Annotated in this window: 17 protein-coding genes; 7 read left to right on the forward strand and 10 right to left on the reverse strand. The window is 69.3% G+C overall.

Annotation, left to right across the window (positions count from 1 at the left end; translation table 11 throughout):
* Nucleotides 1-242: 242 nt before the first annotated feature.
* The 4 genes from ACYVKX_RS11855 to ACYVKX_RS11870 all read right to left on the reverse strand — a co-directional run bounded on the left by ACYVKX_RS11855 (nt 243) and on the right by ACYVKX_RS11870 (nt 3933).
* Nucleotides 243-1421 (reverse strand): tyrosine-type recombinase/integrase, encoded by a 1179-nt coding sequence (locus tag ACYVKX_RS11855; RefSeq protein ID WP_460832377.1) that lies wholly within the window; start codon nt 1419-1421, stop codon nt 243-245.
* Between the two features lie 26 nt (nt 1422-1447).
* Nucleotides 1448-1903 (reverse strand): helix-turn-helix transcriptional regulator, encoded by a 456-nt coding sequence (locus ACYVKX_RS11860; protein ID WP_460832382.1) that lies wholly within the window; start codon nt 1901-1903, stop codon nt 1448-1450.
* A gap of 64 nt (nt 1904-1967) precedes the next feature.
* A complete protein-coding gene (locus tag ACYVKX_RS11865) occupies nt 1968-3542 on the reverse strand; it encodes a hypothetical protein (RefSeq protein ID WP_460832384.1) in 1575 nt (524 codons plus the stop codon).
* Entirely contained in the window at nt 3532-3933 is a 402-nt protein-coding gene (locus ACYVKX_RS11870) for a hypothetical protein (RefSeq protein WP_460832386.1), read from the reverse strand. Before ACYVKX_RS11870 ends, ACYVKX_RS11865 begins: the two co-directional genes overlap by 11 nt.
* Before the next feature lie 181 nt (nt 3934-4114).
* Here ACYVKX_RS11870 and ACYVKX_RS11875 point away from each other — a divergent pair, with 181 nt between their 5' ends.
* Nucleotides 4115-4981: a hypothetical protein gene (locus ACYVKX_RS11875; RefSeq protein ID WP_460832388.1), complete on the forward strand. Its 867-nt coding sequence runs from the start codon at nt 4115-4117 to the stop codon at nt 4979-4981.
* A 36-nt stretch (nt 4982-5017) separates the two neighbouring features.
* On the opposite strand, the gene ACYVKX_RS11880 is transcribed toward ACYVKX_RS11875, so the two are convergent.
* From ACYVKX_RS11880 to ACYVKX_RS11895, 4 genes are all read right to left on the reverse strand, one after another.
* A complete protein-coding gene (locus ACYVKX_RS11880) occupies nt 5018-5179 on the reverse strand; it encodes a hypothetical protein (protein WP_460832391.1) in 162 nt (53 codons plus the stop codon).
* Between the two features lie 9 nt (nt 5180-5188).
* On the reverse strand, nt 5189-5422 hold the full coding sequence (locus ACYVKX_RS11885; RefSeq protein ID WP_460832394.1) for a hypothetical protein: 234 nt from the start codon (nt 5420-5422) through the stop codon (nt 5189-5191).
* 361 nt (nt 5423-5783) lie between these two features.
* Nucleotides 5784-6002 carry a hypothetical protein gene (locus tag ACYVKX_RS11890; RefSeq protein WP_460832397.1) on the reverse strand — a complete coding sequence of 73 codons (219 nt, stop codon included), beginning with the start codon at nt 6000-6002 and terminating at the stop codon, nt 5784-5786.
* 13 nt (nt 6003-6015) lie between these two features.
* Complete coding sequence (locus ACYVKX_RS11895) at nt 6016-6240, reverse strand: thermonuclease family protein (RefSeq protein WP_460832399.1); 225 nt, start codon at nt 6238-6240, stop codon at nt 6016-6018.
* A 460-nt stretch (nt 6241-6700) separates the two neighbouring features.
* On the opposite strand from ACYVKX_RS11895, the gene ACYVKX_RS11900 reads away from it, so the two are divergent.
* Nucleotides 6701-7975 (forward strand): IS256 family transposase, encoded by a 1275-nt coding sequence (locus ACYVKX_RS11900; protein WP_460832401.1) that lies wholly within the window; start codon nt 6701-6703, stop codon nt 7973-7975.
* A gap of 412 nt (nt 7976-8387) precedes the next feature.
* On the opposite strand, the gene ACYVKX_RS11905 is transcribed toward ACYVKX_RS11900, so the two are convergent.
* Nucleotides 8388-9362: a hypothetical protein gene (locus tag ACYVKX_RS11905; protein ID WP_460832403.1), complete on the reverse strand. Its 975-nt coding sequence runs from the start codon at nt 9360-9362 to the stop codon at nt 8388-8390.
* A gap of 85 nt (nt 9363-9447) precedes the next feature.
* Here ACYVKX_RS11905 and ACYVKX_RS11910 point away from each other — a divergent pair, with 85 nt between their 5' ends.
* Nucleotides 9448-9954, forward strand: a complete 507-nt coding sequence (locus ACYVKX_RS11910) for an aldehyde dehydrogenase family protein (protein ID WP_460832534.1) — start codon at nt 9448-9450, stop codon at nt 9952-9954.
* Between the two features lie 85 nt (nt 9955-10039).
* Here ACYVKX_RS11910 and ACYVKX_RS11915 read toward each other — a convergent pair whose 3' ends face one another.
* On the reverse strand, nt 10040-10789 hold the full coding sequence (locus ACYVKX_RS11915; protein ID WP_460832405.1) for an IclR family transcriptional regulator: 750 nt from the start codon (nt 10787-10789) through the stop codon (nt 10040-10042).
* A gap of 70 nt (nt 10790-10859) precedes the next feature.
* Here ACYVKX_RS11915 and ACYVKX_RS11920 point away from each other — a divergent pair, with 70 nt between their 5' ends.
* The 4 genes from ACYVKX_RS11920 (at nt 10860) to ACYVKX_RS11935 (ending at nt 14846) form a co-directional block, all read left to right on the forward strand.
* Nucleotides 10860-11678: a 2-keto-4-pentenoate hydratase gene (locus ACYVKX_RS11920; RefSeq protein ID WP_460832407.1), complete on the forward strand. Its 819-nt coding sequence runs from the start codon at nt 10860-10862 to the stop codon at nt 11676-11678.
* On the forward strand, nt 11678-12637 hold the full coding sequence (locus ACYVKX_RS11925; RefSeq protein WP_460832409.1) for an acetaldehyde dehydrogenase (acetylating): 960 nt from the start codon (nt 11678-11680) through the stop codon (nt 12635-12637). Before ACYVKX_RS11920 ends, ACYVKX_RS11925 begins: the two co-directional genes overlap by 1 nt.
* Entirely contained in the window at nt 12634-13650 is a 1017-nt protein-coding gene (gene dmpG / locus ACYVKX_RS11930; RefSeq protein ID WP_460832411.1) for a 4-hydroxy-2-oxovalerate aldolase, read from the forward strand. Before ACYVKX_RS11925 ends, dmpG begins: the two co-directional genes overlap by 4 nt.
* Nucleotides 13651-14126: 476 nt before the next feature.
* On the forward strand, nt 14127-14846 hold the full coding sequence (locus ACYVKX_RS11935) for an aspartate/glutamate racemase family protein (protein ID WP_460832413.1): 720 nt from the start codon (nt 14127-14129) through the stop codon (nt 14844-14846).
* Nucleotides 14847-14868: the final 22 nt, after the last annotated feature.

Genomic DNA, 14868 nt, shown 5'->3' on the forward strand with positions numbered 1-14868 from the left:
CAGGAACGGCGTGTTCTCACTCCAAGGCGCGCTCAACCACCCACGGATGCGTCACAAGAGCCAAAAAAGTGGCCCCTGACCTGCGCAAACGCAGATCAGGGGCCACTTGGCTTCTTGAGTCACATCGCCTTATGTCGCGTTTATGTCCCAGAAACCTTCGCGCTGGTGACCCACTCTTGTACCGAGTTGGGGCCGGCATGGGGCCAAGCCGATGCAGGGCTGGTGCTCGAACCCCGAGGACGTCAGTCGTCCGATGAGGTCGTCGTGGCCTTGCCGGCGAAGGACTGAAGGATGTGCGTCACGTCGGGTGTGGTCCTGTCCTTCTCGATATAGAACTCTTTGGTGATCGCATCTGACGAGTGGCCGAGGACGCGGGCTGCGGTGTCCGAGTCGACCAGGCGGTCGATCAAGGTCGCGACGGTCTTGCGGAAGGTGTGTGGCGTCACCCAGTCGAACCCTGTGTCTGCTCGGATCGTGCGCCACCGCCGCTCGATGTTGCCGACCTGGTGCCAGGTGCCGTTACGGGTGGCGAAGACCGCGTTGTAGTGATTTGGTCGTTGCTCGATACGCCGCCTCATCAGAACGTCGACGGCAAACGGCGGCAGCGCGATGGTGCGTTTTGAAGCGTCCGACTTCGGCTTGGGCTTCCGGTAGGTGCCCTTTGCCGTCTCCGTCTTGATCGTGCCACTGATTGACACCGTCGGCGGGGTCGCACTCAAGTCGATGTCTGTCCATCGGATCGCGAGCACTTCTCCGATCCGGCAGCCCGTAGCGAGCAGCAGGTCAACGATGTCGGGCATGTCCTGGTTCGGCTTTGGACCGGGTCGCTTCTTGGTCATCCAGGCGTCTACAGCAGAGCGGACGGCATTGAGATCCTCCGCTGAGAGCGCTTGGACGTCCTTCTTCTGGCCTCGAAGCCTTGATGTGGAGGTGACCGGGTTGGCCGGGAGCGCGTCGTCGATCACCGCGGCGTCGAACATCATCTTTAGGACCGTCTTGGTCTTCTTGCGGCGGCTGTGGGAGTCCTGCGACCTGATTAGCCGTTCCAGGCGCCCAGCTGTTGCCTCGCGCAGACGAATGTTGCCGATGGCTGGATTGATGACGTTCTCGATGATGCGTTGGTACTCGTTCGCGGTAGTTGCTTCGGAGCGCTGTTCGGCGCGATACAGCGAGAGCCAGATGTCGGCCACTTGGCTGATTCGCATGTCGGGGCCGATGAGGTCACCGGATGGGGCGCTTCGGTCGGCGATCTTGGCTTTGAGTTCTCGCACTGCGGCGGCGGCGCTTCGACCGGTCCCCTTGATTTCGCGCGTGACACCGTCGAAGTCGCGGAAGCGCGTTCGCGCGCGGTACACGCCGGGACGCACCTCCTTCGTCGTGATGGTCCCGAACGTTCCGATGGGCAGCGGGGGACGAGCCATGGGCGTTCCTTCTTGACGTCTGAGAGCTACCGATGCCGTGGACGGGACCGTCGGGACATGGAACCTAGCGTGCTGGACGTTGCTAGGCGGTCACCCCTCGAGCCCCGACCGTCGTCGGCGATGTCCATGTCCGCTTCGAGATCCAGTGTCTCGGCGTGGGCCTCGATCCATGCGTCAAGATCCGAACGGCGGTACCGCAGTGCGCCGCCCGCCTTCACCGCCCGTGGTCCGAACCCCGGGCGTCGGGTGCGCCAGGTATAGAGCGTCGACTTCGCGATCCCGATGTAGGCAGACGCCTGGGCAATGTTCATTGTGGCAGGGGTGAGTGCGAGCCGGCCGCGTTCTGTCGGGCGGCGCTCGTCGGAAGGCGGCGTGGCGTGTTCGTTCATATCTGTGACGGCATCCTCAAGGATGCGTTCGCTCTCCTGGGCAGCCAGCGGTCGGTGACCGCCGACGCTGAGGGTCTCCTTCACCGTTTCCATCTCGTGTCTCCTCCGACCTGCTGTGGTGGATCTCGGTGGTCGCAGCCCACCTGGTGCCTGATGGTCACCTAAGTGGTCCGACAGGTGCTGAGCGATCAACGCCGCCCGTGGACTTTCCGCATGGCATGCCGTGGTCCGGCGAAGATGCTGGGGCGCAGTGGCCGCCATGTGGCGCGTTGTCCGCTGCCGAGAGCCAAGCGGGGCGATGGCTGGTGCCGTTGGAGTGCGCGAGCATGGCAGAGGCTGCCGCGGTGGATGCCGCGGACGCGGTTGTCGTACTCGCCGAACGCAAGGTTTCCCTTACGGGCTGCGGCACCGTGACCGCGCGTCGGGCGAGGATGTCGGCGGGGGAGACCCAGACGACGTCACCCTCGGTCGGCGCCGTGGCGAGGCCGGACTCGACGTCGTTGTGCGCGCGGCGGGACAGGGCTCGGGCTGGGCCGGTGAGGTTGGGGATCTCGGCCTTCTCGGCGATGACGTGCGCGAGCTCGGAGCCGGCCTCGATCGCGCGGAGGGTCGCCACCGTGGCCTGTGGGAGTCCTGGCCGGGTGGCGATGACCTCTGGTGTCGCCAGCGTGGTCGTGTCATGGGTGATCTGGCGGTACGCGGCGCGGACCTCCGCGGCCGCGCGCGCCAACGGCTCCTCGAGGCGAGCGCCCGGGGGAGCGAGGTCGCCCCAGCGGCTGGCCAGGTTGCTCCAGGAGCGGCCTGCTTCGGCGATCGCGGGGACGAGGCGGTCCGAGGGCTCGAGGATGCCGGCGGTCGCGGCCGCGTCGATGAGCACCATGCTGGCGCCGGCGACGAGTCCTTGAGTGCGGGTGATGAGCAGGATGTTGGACGGCGCGAGGTCGCGAGCCAGCGCGCGGTGGGACTGGATGTCCCAGTTGGCCAGGGCCTGCGCCAGACGGCCGGGGTCGTCGACGGGCCGGATCGCCTCGCCGGCGAGGGCTTGGGCGAACCGGTCGGTCAGGTAGCTGCGTGCGGTTTTCTCGCACGCCGACATCCGATCGACCCAGACCCCGGCGGGTGCGATCGCGTAGGGGGAGTGGTGCTGGGCGAGCTGGACGCGGCGGCCCGAGCCACGGGCGTCGTTGACGCGGTCGCGTCCGTTGTCGTGCAGGGCGACGTTGACGGCGTGGGCGGTCAGGTAGAGACCGTGCATGATCCTGGTCCGGGCTGCCTCGAGGTCGCGGTGGGCCTCGGTCTGCTCGTGCGGGACGTCGGCGCCGTAGCGGCGCACGAGAGCCGCGGCGTTGAGCAGGGTCTGGGTTATCTGGTCGATGCGGGGGTTGGTCGGTCCCTGGCCTGGCCAGGCCGTCCGGCCGGTCAGGCTGGCCTCGATGGTCGAGGCTTGCGCCGACAGGCTGGTGATGGGCCGATCGCGCTCGTCGACGCCAGGCCGGCGACCCGGTAGCGAGGCCCAGAGGTCCTCCGCGGCCGCGACCATCGTCGGCCAGCTCCGCAGGAGCGTGCCGGCGTCGTCGCCTCCGACGTCCATGAGCAGCTGGCGGGCCTGGTAGTCGACGTCGAAGAGCATCTCGCCGACGCTGCGTATGTCGCGCGAGGTCGTCGGGATCTGGTCTACGTCGAAGAGCTCCTCGTCGATGTCGGCGTACGCCAGGCGCAGGTCAGTAGCCAAGGCCGCGGGCTTCCCGGATGAGGTCGCACAGGTCGACTACCAGCTGCGCGCCGTGGACCAGGTCCGGCTGGTGCAGCGGTAGCGGGCGGGTCAGCTCCTCGGCCTCGGTGAGCAACTGCAGGGGCGTTCGGTCCTCGAGGTCGGGGAGCGGGTCGTCGTCGGGCAGCTCGTAGTCGTCGGGCAGCAGGGCGCTGGCCTGGGAGTGCGCGAGGTAGACACCTAGCCCGAGGTCGTGGAGCGGGGAGTTGGGGGTGGCCTCGTCGGCATCGCTCCACACCTGGGTGGCGGCCTGGTGCAGCAGCTGGGCGATCCAGCCGAGGCGGTCCCAGGTGCCGTCAGCGTTGAGGGTGTGCACGGGTGTTCCTTTCAGTTGGAGGTCGGTCTGGCTCATGAACCCACGTCCCGGCCGCGGCCCGCTGCGCCGAGCGGCGGGCTGTGGATAACTCGGGGTGCTGTCGGCACCTGGGCACAAACTGGTCTCGTTCGCCTATGTCGTTCGGTGGTTGCCGGACGATCACCGCGAGCGAAGTCAAGAGATCCGCACTAGTGCTGCAAGATGGAGGAGGGTCGCGATGAGGTTCCCGATGACCGTGCTGAGGGCCGTGACGCTGGCGCCGGCTGTGCTGGTGAGCTTCGTCCTCACCGTGGTGGTGTGCGCCCTGCTCCCGCCGGCGCTGGGCCTGGTGGCGTTCATGGCTGCGGGCGGCGTGCTGGTCGCGCTGGCGCTGGGGCAGCTGCAGGGGCCTGCTGTCGCGGCGTTGACCAGGTCGCGGCCGGCGACGGAGGTCGAGTTCCGGGTGATGGCGCCGGTGCTGGTCGAGCTGGGCGGCCGCGGCGTCGACGTCGGCGCGGTGTTCGTGCACAGGATCCAGCGACCGAACACCCCGGTGGCGGTGGCGATCGGCCGGCGCACCGTGGTGGTCAGCCCTGGGCTGGTCGAGGCGACGTACCGCGGCGGTGTGACCGGCGCGGAGGCGGCTGCCGCGCTGGCTCATGCGGTCGGCCGGCGCCGGGCGTTCCGGCCGCGGCTGGAGCTGGCCGTGCTCGCGGCGACGACGCCATGGCGGCTGATGATGGCGACGTTCCGCGGCGTCGGCCGGGCCTTCGCCTGGCTTCCGTTCATGCGGCTGGCCTGGACGCTGCGCGGCGTCGTGGGGGTGATCTGCGTGATGCAGTCGGTCGTCGAGGACCGCGCCTGGGCCGGTCTGCTCGGGGGCGCGGTCATCGCGCTGACCTACCTGGTGCCGGCGGCCGGCCGGCGGATCGAGCTCCAAACGGAGGTCGAGGCGGACCAGTTCGTGCTCTCGCTCGGCCTCGGCCCCGTGCTGGCGGGGCTGCTGCGGCGCTACGGGCACCCGATGACGCTCGAACGGATGCAGCGCCTGGAGACGGCCGTCGAGCAGCCTCAGCGGCCGCGGCTTCACCTCGTGCATGGCTGAGGCTGTTCTCCGGCGGTGCGGCGGCCCGGCGGCGGGCTACTCGTCGTCCTGGAAGCCGGACGTGGAGTGGTGCACGCAGCCGCGGCCGCCGCCCTCGTGCGGCTTGTGGTTCATGCACGGCAGCGACCCCAGCTTGTGTGAGCAGTCGACCCAGCGGACGGTCGAGGATCCGGTTGTCGGCGCGAGCGCGGTAGCCATCGCGGCCTCCTACCGGAGCGGGCCGCGGCGGCGGCCAAGCCGGGGCCGCTGGTAGGCGGCGGTGTCGGTGTCGTCGTGCTGGCGGCCGGACCGGTGGACCTGAGCGATCTCGGCGTCGGGGGAGGGGTGGCCGGTGTCGGCGGCCGCGGCCTGGGCGGCGGCTTCCTCGGTGGCCCGGATCTCCTCGGCACGCTGTCGCGCCTCTTCCTCGAGCGCGGCTTCCTCGCGAGCGGCTTCACTCATGTGAACTCCCCTGGTTCCCGTGGACCGGCACCGGCTGCGCCGGTCCTCCTGGTCACCTATGTGCGGACCGAGGACCCGGGCGATCACCGCGGCCCGACGGGACTGGAAAGTCGCGTGGCCCTGCCGGCGCTCAGGCCGGCTGGGCCAGCAGCCTGGCGCCCCAGCATCTGTGCCGTGTGCTCGAGGACGGCGTGGGAACCGGTCCCGCGCGGGCGGTCGCAGCACGGATGGGTGTCGAAGCCCTCGTCAACGACGATGCCGTGCAGCTGGCCACCGCAGGCACGACAGCGCCGGCCGGCGTGGGTGGGGCACTGGTCGACCGCCACAGCGCAGGGCAGACAGGCCGCGGGCGGCGGGGGAGTCACCTGGTGGTCGCGGCCCAGTCGCGCCGCTGGCGCAGCAGCGTGGTGGTCTGTTGCCACAACGTGTGCTCGAGGTGCGTCGGCGCCGGCCGGCCGAGCGCCTGGTCGACCGCCGCTTTGAGCAGCTGCTCCCTGCAGCCGTGGACGCGTTCCTCGACGCCGCTGTTGTAGCACCATCGGGCCAGCGTCTTCGCGGCCGTTGTCAGCTGCTCGTCCATGCGCGCCCGTCCCTCAGCAGGTGCCCCACAGGCCGGCGTCGACGTCCTGGGCATCATCCGCGGCCGCGAAGTACGACTCCTCGCGGGCGAGCTCCTGGGCAGCCTCGTAGCGGCGTGCGGCCCCGCTGGCCAGGAGCTCGTGGGCTACATCGACGCCGGCGTGGTCGAGGTAGCGCAGCAGCCGGTCGTATCGGTCGCGGTTGGGCTGGCCGCTGTCGGTGACCAGCTCCAGCAGCACCCCGCTCGACAGTAGCAAGCAGAAGGCGAGGACCGGACGGTCCTCGCCTTGGGGCTCTGGGGTGGGCTGAGTGCTGCGATCAGGGATGCGCGTGCAGGCGGCTCACATCAGAGCCGCTGAGATACACGAAGCCGATCGACATGTCAGGCATCGTAACGGAATCGCTCACGGCTGTCGCAACACGATCCCGCACTGGTCAGGCTCCGCGTGACGATCCGGCTGTGGTCACCCTCCGCGTGGCGATCGGCTCGCGGAGCGCCAGGGCAGGATCTGCTTGCGGACAGTGAGCAGCGGTGGATCGTAGAGTGGTCCTCAAGCGCCCACGGCATCCGTGAGGTGAGTGGAGTCCAGCAGAGTGGTGTACGACGTCCTGAGTGAGCGCGTGCCTCCAACGTAGGCGCGGCCACCGGGTGAATCCTTCGAGTGATCTCTCACAACCAACTCGAAGAAGGACACATCGATGACCGCTGGAACCAGTATCGACCCTGCCCTGACCAAGACTTTGGATCCTGGGGAGTTCCTGCACGAGCAGCTTGCGCAGGCCTCGCCGGACTTGATGCGTGAGCTTCTGGCGACGTTCATCAACTCGCTGCTGGGCGCCGAGGCCGACGCCGTGTGCGGTGCCGCCTACGGCAGCCGTGCACCCGAGCGGGTCAACTCCCGCAACGGCTACCGCCACCGCGACCTCGACACCCGCGTGGGCACGATCGATGTCGCGATCCCCAAGCTGCGTGCCGGGACCTACTTCCCCGAGTGGTTGCTCGAGCGACGACGTCGCGCCGAAGCAGCACTCACCTCGGTGGTGGCGACTTGCTACCTCCTGGGCGTCAGCACGCGGCGGATGGACAAGCTCGTGCAGTCGCTGGGGATCACCGGGCTCTCGAAGTCACAGGTCAGCGTGATGGCCGCTGATCTCGACGAGCACGTCGCCGACTTCCGGACCCGACCGCTCAACGAGGCCGGGCCGTACACCTTCGTCGCCGCCGACGCGCTGACGATGAAGGTCCGCGAAGGTGGCCGGGTCCGCAACGTCTCGGTCATGGTCGCCACGGGCGTCAACGCTGATGGGCACCGAGAGATCCTTGGTGTCCAGGTCGCGACCGGCGAGACCCACGCCGGGTGGCTCGGGTTCTTCCGCGACCTCGTGGCCAGAGGTCTGTCCGGGGTTGCGCTGGTCACCAGCGATGCCCACGCCGGCTTGGTCGAAGCGATCGCCGCGACCCTGCCCGGGGCCAGCTGGCAGCGGTGCCGCACCCACTACGCCGCGAACCTCATGGCCGTGACACCCAAGGCCGCATGGCCCGGGGTCAAGGCGATGCTGCACTCGGTCTACGACCAACCCGACGCCGTTGCGGTCCACGCCCAGTTCGACAAGCTCCTGGACTCCGACCTCGTCGCCCAGCTGCCAGCGGTGTTCGCGCACCTCGACGGTGTCCGTGACGAGATCCTCGCCTTCACCGGGTTCCCGAAGGAGATCTGGCGACAGAGCTGGTCGAACAACCCCAACGAGCGGCTCAACCGCGAGATCCGTCGGCGTACCGACGTCGTGGGGATCTTCCCCGACCGCAACGCCATCATCCGACTCGTCGGCGCCGTCTTGGCCGAGCAGCACGACGAGTGGGCCGAAGGCCGCCGCTACCTCGGACTCGACGTCCTGGCCCGGTCCCGCATGAGCCTCATCGCCAACCCCGTCGAGGAATCATCGATCACCGAGGAGGTCGCCATCAGCGCCTAGCGACACGCCCGACGGAGGATTCGTTTCGTACACCACGCCTAGGGACTTGACCGGGACCGGCTACTCCGGCGCCATGGAACCCGGCAACCTAGGCCCCGCGATTGGAAGTCACGCGTCCTCGATGGCCGTCTGCTGGCGCCTGCCAGCACGACCGGCCACCACGTGGGAAAGCCACCGAACCGGGGGTGTCCGGAGAACCCGGCGCGACGAATCGCCTCATCGACCCCTGTGTCGCTCAGGAAGCACGTGCACGCGCGGCTGCCACTCCTCTGCCCTTTGCTCAGGGACCCCAGCATCGTGCTGCCCGAGGCTTGCCTTTAGGGTCCGGCAGTAAGCAGCGGAGGCCGATGCTGCGCTGTGGCAGGCATCGACGGTCCTCAGGCTGGCCTGACGCAAACCGTCCACGACGGGCCTAGGTGCGGGAACGATTCGGCGAGCCAGTATGTCGTGGGGGGGAGACCCAGACGACGTCCCCGTCAGGAGCCTGAGTGGCCAGGCCGGCCTCGATGTCGTTGTGCGCCCGGATGGACAGCGCTCGAGCTGGTCCGGTCAGGTTGGGTGCCTCGGCCTTCTCCGCGACGACATACGCCAACTCCGAGCTTGACTCGAGTGTGTGGAGGGTCGCGTCGATGCCGGGCAGAAGGCCGGGCCTGGCGGCAATGACATCGAGGCTGGCCATGGTGGTGGAGGCGTGGGTCAGCTCGCGGTAGGCGGCACGAACTTCGGCGGCCGTGCGTATCAGGTCGGGGTCAAGACGATCATCTGGGGCAGTGAGGTCGCCCCAGCGGCTGGCGAGGTTGCTCCAGGCACGGCCGGCCTCGGCGATCGCCGGTGAGAGCCGGTCAGTGCGCTCGAGGTGGCCGGCGTGCCGCGCGGCGTCGACAAGCACCATGGCGGCGCCGGCGATGAGGCCCTGGGTGCGGGTGATGAGGACGGACTTGGTCGGCCATGCGTCGGAGGCGAGGGTGCGGTGGGCCTGGATGTCCCACCCCGCGAGGGCCCGGGAGATCCGGGTGTCGTCCTCGATCGGTCGGTTGGCTTCGCCCCGGAGCGCCTGGGTGAACCGTCCGTCGAGGTACCTGCCGGCGGCCGCCTCGGAGACGGCCATGCGGCGGATCCACTCGGTGGTCGGCGGTACTGCGTAGGGGGAGTGACGCTGGTTGAGCTCGATGGGCCGGTTAGCGCCGAGCGCGGCCTGGTACCGGCTGTGGCCGTGCTGGTGCAGGGAGACACCGACGGCGTGGGCGCTGACGTACAGGGCGTGCATGATCCGGGCGCGAGCGGCCTCGAGGTCGCGGAAGCCCTCGGCGCGCTGGACCGGGATGTCGGCGCCGTAGCGGTGCACCAGGTCGCCGGCGTGACCGAGCGTCCTGGTCATCTGAGTCATGCGCCGATCGGGCCGGCTCGCCGGTGGCCAGCTGCTGCTGCGCAAACTCCTGCCGATCGCGTCCCCGACCGAGACCAGGCGAGCGATGGCTTCATCGCGGGTGTGCGCGCCTGCCCCGAATCCCTGCCCGGGCAGGCTGCTCCACAGCGACGCCGCAGCCGTGACCAGGTCGGGCCAGCCGTGGAGGAGCCGAGTCGACGGTGAAGGCCGGTGGCTGATCCGACCCACGATCGTGACCGACCTGCCGCTCACCGCGTCGGCGTACTGTGACGAGATCTTCGGGCCCGTCTGTGTCGTCAATCGATTCGAGTCCGAGGAGGAGGTCGTCGGCCTCGCCAACGACACTCGCTACGGGTTGAACACCATGCTCTTCACCGAGAACCTCTCGCGGGCACACCGGGTCGCGTCTCGGCTCCGAGCCGGAACCGTGTGGGTGAACTGCTTCTTCATCCGGGACCTACGCACGCCCTTCGGCGGTGCCGGGGACTCCGGCGTCGGGGCGCGAAGGCGGCAACTTCAGCCGCGAGTTCTTCACCGAGCCCAAGGCCATTGTCATGCAGATCCAACGTTGATCTGCTGCCTCGTGAGGTGACTGCATGGATCTGGACCTGAAGGATCGCGTCCACATCGTCGCGGACGGGCGGGTGAGCTCGGCTGGGCGACGCCCGGGTGCCAGCTCAGCGGCGGCGCCCCAGGGTGGTGCCCAGCGCTGTCGCCGCGGCGCGGACGGCCGTCGCGTGGACCTCGGGCCGGAACCGTCCCACCGGCCCGCTGACCGAGATCGCGGCGACCGGGGTGCGGCCGTCGGTGTCGAAGACCGGGGCTGCGACGCACAGTAGGCCGGTCGCGGACTCCTCGTTCTCGTGGGCCACCCCGGCCTCCAGCACCTTGCGCAGCTGCCTCTGCAGAACCCCCGGCGCCACGATCGTGCGTGGGGTACGCCGCTCGAGCGGTCCGGTCAGCACCTCGTGCTGCAGCTCGCGGTCGGCGCTGGCCAGCAGCGCCTTGCCGATCGCCGTGCAGTGCATCGGCATCCGGCCGCCGGTGCGCGAGGGGGAGCGGGCCTGGCGGTGGCCACCGATCTTCGCAATGTAGACGACCTCGGTTCCCTCGCGCACGCCGAGGTGGACGGTCTCGTGGGTGCGCTCGTAGAGGTCCTGCAGGAACGGCATCGCGATTTCGAGCAGAGTCCGTTCCGAGCTCGCCCGCAGTCCAAGCTCGAACAGGCCGCCGGAGAGGCGATAACCCCCGTCGGTCCGGTCCAGCAGGCGGTGCTCGACCAGGTGGCCGGCGATCCGGTGCACCGTGCCCTTGGCCAGGCCGGTGCGACGGACCAGCTCCGCGAGCGGCAGCATCCGATCGTCTGCCGTGAAAGAGTGCAGGATGGCGACCGCCTTGCCGAGAACCGTGTCGAGTTCGGTGGTCACGAGAACCAGCGTATCGGTGAGTGGAACGCCGGCGTTCCGCGCGGCCACGCCGCGAGCAGATGCTGAGGGCATGACCGATGCCGCCCTTCATGTCCCCCCGGGCACCGATGCGATCGTCTCCGCCGCCACCCGACTGCTGTCCGCCGCCGAGACCGGTGTGCCCGTCCCGCCCGTGCGTGACCTGATCGGGAGCGACGACGTGCGGGCGGCGTACGCCGTCCAGGAGGTGCTGACCCGGGCCCGGCTCGCCAGCGGAGCGACCGTCGTTGGCCGCAAGATCGGGCTCACGTCCGAGGCGGTGCAGGCGCAGCTCCGCGTCGGCCAGCCTGACTTCGGCGTGCTGTTCTCCGACATGGCGTACAACGACGGCGCGGTGGTGCCCGTCGACGCGATCCTGCAGCCGCGTGCCGAGGCGGAGATCGCCTTCGTTCTCGGCGAGGACCTGGCTGCGGGCGAGCTGTCGTACGACCGGGTGCGGGCCGCAGTCGCCTACGCGGTGGCCGCCATCGAAATCTGCGGCAGCCGGGTGGAGGAGTGGGACATCAGCTTCGGTGACACCGTCGCCGACAATGCCTCGGCCGGCGCCTACGTGCTGGGCACGCAGCGGCTGACGCTGGCCGACTTCGAACCCCGTGACGCGACGATGACGATGTCGATCGACGGCCGGGAGGTATCGACCGGGACGGGCGCGGCCTGCCTGGGCGACCCGATCCACGCGGTGGTCTGGCTCGCCGAGCAGGCCCGCGAGTTCGGCGAGCCGCTGCGCGCGGGCCAGGTGGTCCTCTCCGGTGCGCTCGGTCCGATGCTGCCGATCACCGCTGGCAACCAGGTGCGCGCGGTCGTGGAGCCGCTCGGCGCCGTCCAGTTCACCCTCGGCAAGGAGTCCTGATGACCAAGACGAAGGTCGCCATCATCGGGTCGGGCAACATCGGCACCGACCTGATGATCAAGATCATGCGCAACGCGCAGCACCTCGAGATGGCCGTCATGGTCGGGATCGATCCCAACTCCGACGGCCTGAGGCGCGCGGCTAAGCTCGGCTTCGAGACCACCCACGAAGGCGTGGACGGCCTGCTCAGGTCTCCGCAGATCGACGAGATCGGGATCGTCTTTGACGCCACGTCGGCCGGCGCCCACCGGCACAACCACGACCGGCTGAGCCCGCTCGGCATTCGGATGGTCGACCTGACCCCCGCCGCCATCGGCCCCTACGTCATCCCGGCGGTCAACCTCGAGGAGCACCTCGACGCGCCCAACGTCAACATGGTCACCTGCGGCGGCCAGGCCACCATCCCGATCGTCGCGGCGATCAGCCGCGTAGTCCCGGTCGCGTACGGCGAGATCGTCGCGTCGATCGCATCGAAGTCGGCTGGTCCCGGCACCCGCGCCAACATCGACGAGTTCACCGAGACCACCTCGGAGGCCATCGTCAAAGTGGGCGGCGCCCGCCGCGGCAAGGCGATCATCATCCTCAACCCGGCGGATCCGCCGCTGATGATGCGGGACACCGTCTTCGCGCTGGTGGTCCTCCCCGAGACCGACGCTGCGACCGCCGCGCGGCAGATCAAGGACTCGGTCGCCAAGATGGTGGCCGAGGTGTCGGCGTACGTCCCCGGCTACCAGCTGGTCCAGGACGTCCAGATCACCGAGATCCCCGCGGACCAGCCCGTCGCCACCCTGCTCGCGGAACGCGAGGAGATCGTCCCGACCCACCAGGTCTCGGTCTTCCTCGAGGTCGAGGGGGCGGGCATGTACCTCCCGGCGTACGCCGGCAACCTCGACATCATGACCTCGGCCGCCGTCCAGATGGCCGAGAAGATCGCCGCGGCCAAGGAGGCCAGCAAATGAGCACTCCGATCTTCGTCCAGGACGTCACGCTGCGCGACGGCATGCACGCCGTCCGCCACCGGATCACGCCCGAGGACGTCAAGCGCATCGTCGTGGCCCTGGACGCGGCCGGGGTCGACGCTATCGAGGTCGCCCACGGCGACGGTCTCGCCGGCGGCTCGATCAACTACGGGCCGGGCTCGCACACCGACTGGGAGTGGATCGAGGCGGCCGCATCCGTCATCGAGAACGCCCGGCTCACGACCCTGCTGCTGCCCGGCGTCGGCACCATCCACGAACTCAAGCACGCTTACGAGCTGGGAGTCCGATCGGTCCGCGTCGCAACCCACTGCACCGAGGCCGACGTCGCCGCCCAGCACATCCAGACCGCGCGCGAGATCGGCATGGACGTCTCCGGCTTCCTGATGCTGTCCCACATGGCTCCGCCGGAGGGGCTCGCGAAGCAGGCGAAGCTCATGGAGTCGTACGGCGCCCACTGCGTCTACGTCACTGACTCGGGCGGCCGCCTCACGATGAACGACGTGGCGGCCCGCGTCCGCGCCTACCGTGACGTCCTAGACCCGCAGACCGAGATCGGGATTCACGCCCACGAGAACCTCTCGCTCTCGGTCGCCAACTCGGTCGTCGCTGTCGAGAACGGCGTCTTTCGGGTGGACGCCTCCCTCGCCGGCCACGGAGCGGGCGCAGGCAACTGCCCGATCGAGGCGTTCGTCGCCGTAGCGAACCTGTCTGACATCAGTCACGGTTGTGACCTGTTCAAGTTGCAGGACGCCGCCGACGACATCGTCCGCCCGCTGCAGGACCGCGCGGTCCGGGTCGACCGCGAGACGCTCACCCTCGGGTACGCCGGCGTCTACTCGTCGTTCCTGCGCCACGCTGAGAACGCCGCCGCCCGCTACGAGGTCGATGTCCGCGATCTCCTGATGGAGTGCGGCGAACGCCGGCTCGTCGGTGGCCAGGAGGACATGATCATCGACATCGCGCTCAACTTGGTCGCCGAGCGTTCCAGCTGACTGTCCCGGGCCGGCGTTGCTCGCCTTTCCTCAGCCTCGATGCGTGAGTTCTTGGTTGGCCCGGGAGGGCCGGATGTAGCCGAGCCGTGATATCTGGGCTCTTGCCGGTGGTCCCGCACCGTCCGCGCTGTCCACCGCGTCCTGCGCTCCGCGCTCAACGAGGCAGTGCGCCGCCGCCGTCTGGTTGCCAACCCTGCGTGGGTAGCGCCCGCGACTTCGAGTGGCTGCCTGGGCGGTGACAAGTACGGACTAGTCGAACTCACCTTGTTCGCTGGCGACGACCAGCGCCGACCTCCGGACCCAGGGTCGATCACCTACGCCCAGCGAGCGCCCATAGCTGAACGCCACGAGCTATGGACGGTCCGCCCGTCATGTGCAACAGGGCGTCTCCGGGGGCGCTCAGTTGGCACATTGCACATCGCCGTCGGGGCCGCCGGCGCCCAGGATGGGGGCAACCACTCTATGGAGGTGTGCCCATGAAGCTCACTGTCGTCAGCCCGTTGCTCGGCGAGGAATTCGCCGCCGGCGTCCGGAAGGAGGTCGCCCAGTGGGCCGGCCCCGACACCGTGATCGACGTCGTCAAGGTCGAACGGGGTGTGGCGTCCATCGAGTCGGAGTACGACGAGGCCCTGGCCGGACCCGGGATCCTGGAGCAGGTCGCGCTGGCCGCCGAGCGGGGCGCCGAGGGCATCTTCGTCACCTGCTTCGGTGACCCGGGTGTGCACGCGGCCCGAGAGATCGTGGACATCCCGGTCGTGGGCGGCTTCGAGCCGGCGATGCTGAACGCACTGTCGCTCGGCGAGTCCGTCGGGGTCATCACCGTCCTGGACAACGTGGTCCCCATGATCCGCGGCCTCGTGCGCCGCTACGGCCTGGGCGACCGGTGCAGCTCGGTGCGCGTGGTCGACCTCCCCGTGCTGGCCCTGGATGCCCACGAGCTCCTGCTCGAGCGCCTCTACGCCGAGGCCCGCTCCGTGGTGGACAGCCACGAGGCGGACGTGATCGTCCTCGGCTGCACCGGCATGATCGGTGTCGCCGCCGCGGTGCAGAAGCGGCTCGAGGCAGACGGTGTCTTCGTGCCCGTCGTTGACCCGACCGGCGCCGCCATCCTCTGGCTGGAGTCGCAGATCCGGCTGGGGGTCCGCCCCAGCCGTGCCACCTACATGCCCCCGCCGCCCAAGGAACGCCGCATGTGAGGTCTGCCCGCAGCGGAACTCC

This window comes from Nocardioides hungaricus, from assembly GCF_054782915.1.

Coding starts and splice junctions, on each gene's coding strand:
- ACYVKX_RS11875 (WP_460832388.1), top strand. CDS start 4,115: ATGAGGTTCCCGATGACCGTGCTGAGGGCCGTGACGCTGGCGCCGGCT.
- dmpG (WP_460832411.1), top strand. CDS start 12,634: ATGAGCACTCCGATCTTCGTCCAGGACGTCACGCTGCGCGACGGCATG.
- ACYVKX_RS11855 (WP_460832377.1), bottom strand. CDS start 1,421: ATGGCTCGTCCCCCGCTGCCCATCGGAACGTTCGGGACCATCACGACG.
- ACYVKX_RS11905 (WP_460832403.1), bottom strand. CDS start 9,362: ATGACTCAGATGACCAGGACGCTCGGTCACGCCGGCGACCTGGTGCAC.
- ACYVKX_RS11870 (WP_460832386.1), bottom strand. CDS start 3,933: ATGAGCCAGACCGACCTCCAACTGAAAGGAACACCCGTGCACACCCTC.
- ACYVKX_RS11880 (WP_460832391.1), bottom strand. CDS start 5,179: ATGGCTACCGCGCTCGCGCCGACAACCGGATCCTCGACCGTCCGCTGG.
- ACYVKX_RS11925 (WP_460832409.1), top strand. CDS start 11,678: ATGACCAAGACGAAGGTCGCCATCATCGGGTCGGGCAACATCGGCACC.
- ACYVKX_RS11920 (WP_460832407.1), top strand. CDS start 10,860: ATGACCGATGCCGCCCTTCATGTCCCCCCGGGCACCGATGCGATCGTC.
- ACYVKX_RS11910 (WP_460832534.1), top strand. CDS start 9,448: ATGGCTTCATCGCGGGTGTGCGCGCCTGCCCCGAATCCCTGCCCGGGC.
- ACYVKX_RS11885 (WP_460832394.1), bottom strand. CDS start 5,422: ATGAGTGAAGCCGCTCGCGAGGAAGCCGCGCTCGAGGAAGAGGCGCGA.
- ACYVKX_RS11935 (WP_460832413.1), top strand. CDS start 14,127: ATGAAGCTCACTGTCGTCAGCCCGTTGCTCGGCGAGGAATTCGCCGCC.
- ACYVKX_RS11900 (WP_460832401.1), top strand. CDS start 6,701: ATGACCGCTGGAACCAGTATCGACCCTGCCCTGACCAAGACTTTGGAT.
- ACYVKX_RS11890 (WP_460832397.1), bottom strand. CDS start 6,002: ATGGACGAGCAGCTGACAACGGCCGCGAAGACGCTGGCCCGATGGTGC.
- ACYVKX_RS11860 (WP_460832382.1), bottom strand. CDS start 1,903: ATGGAAACGGTGAAGGAGACCCTCAGCGTCGGCGGTCACCGACCGCTG.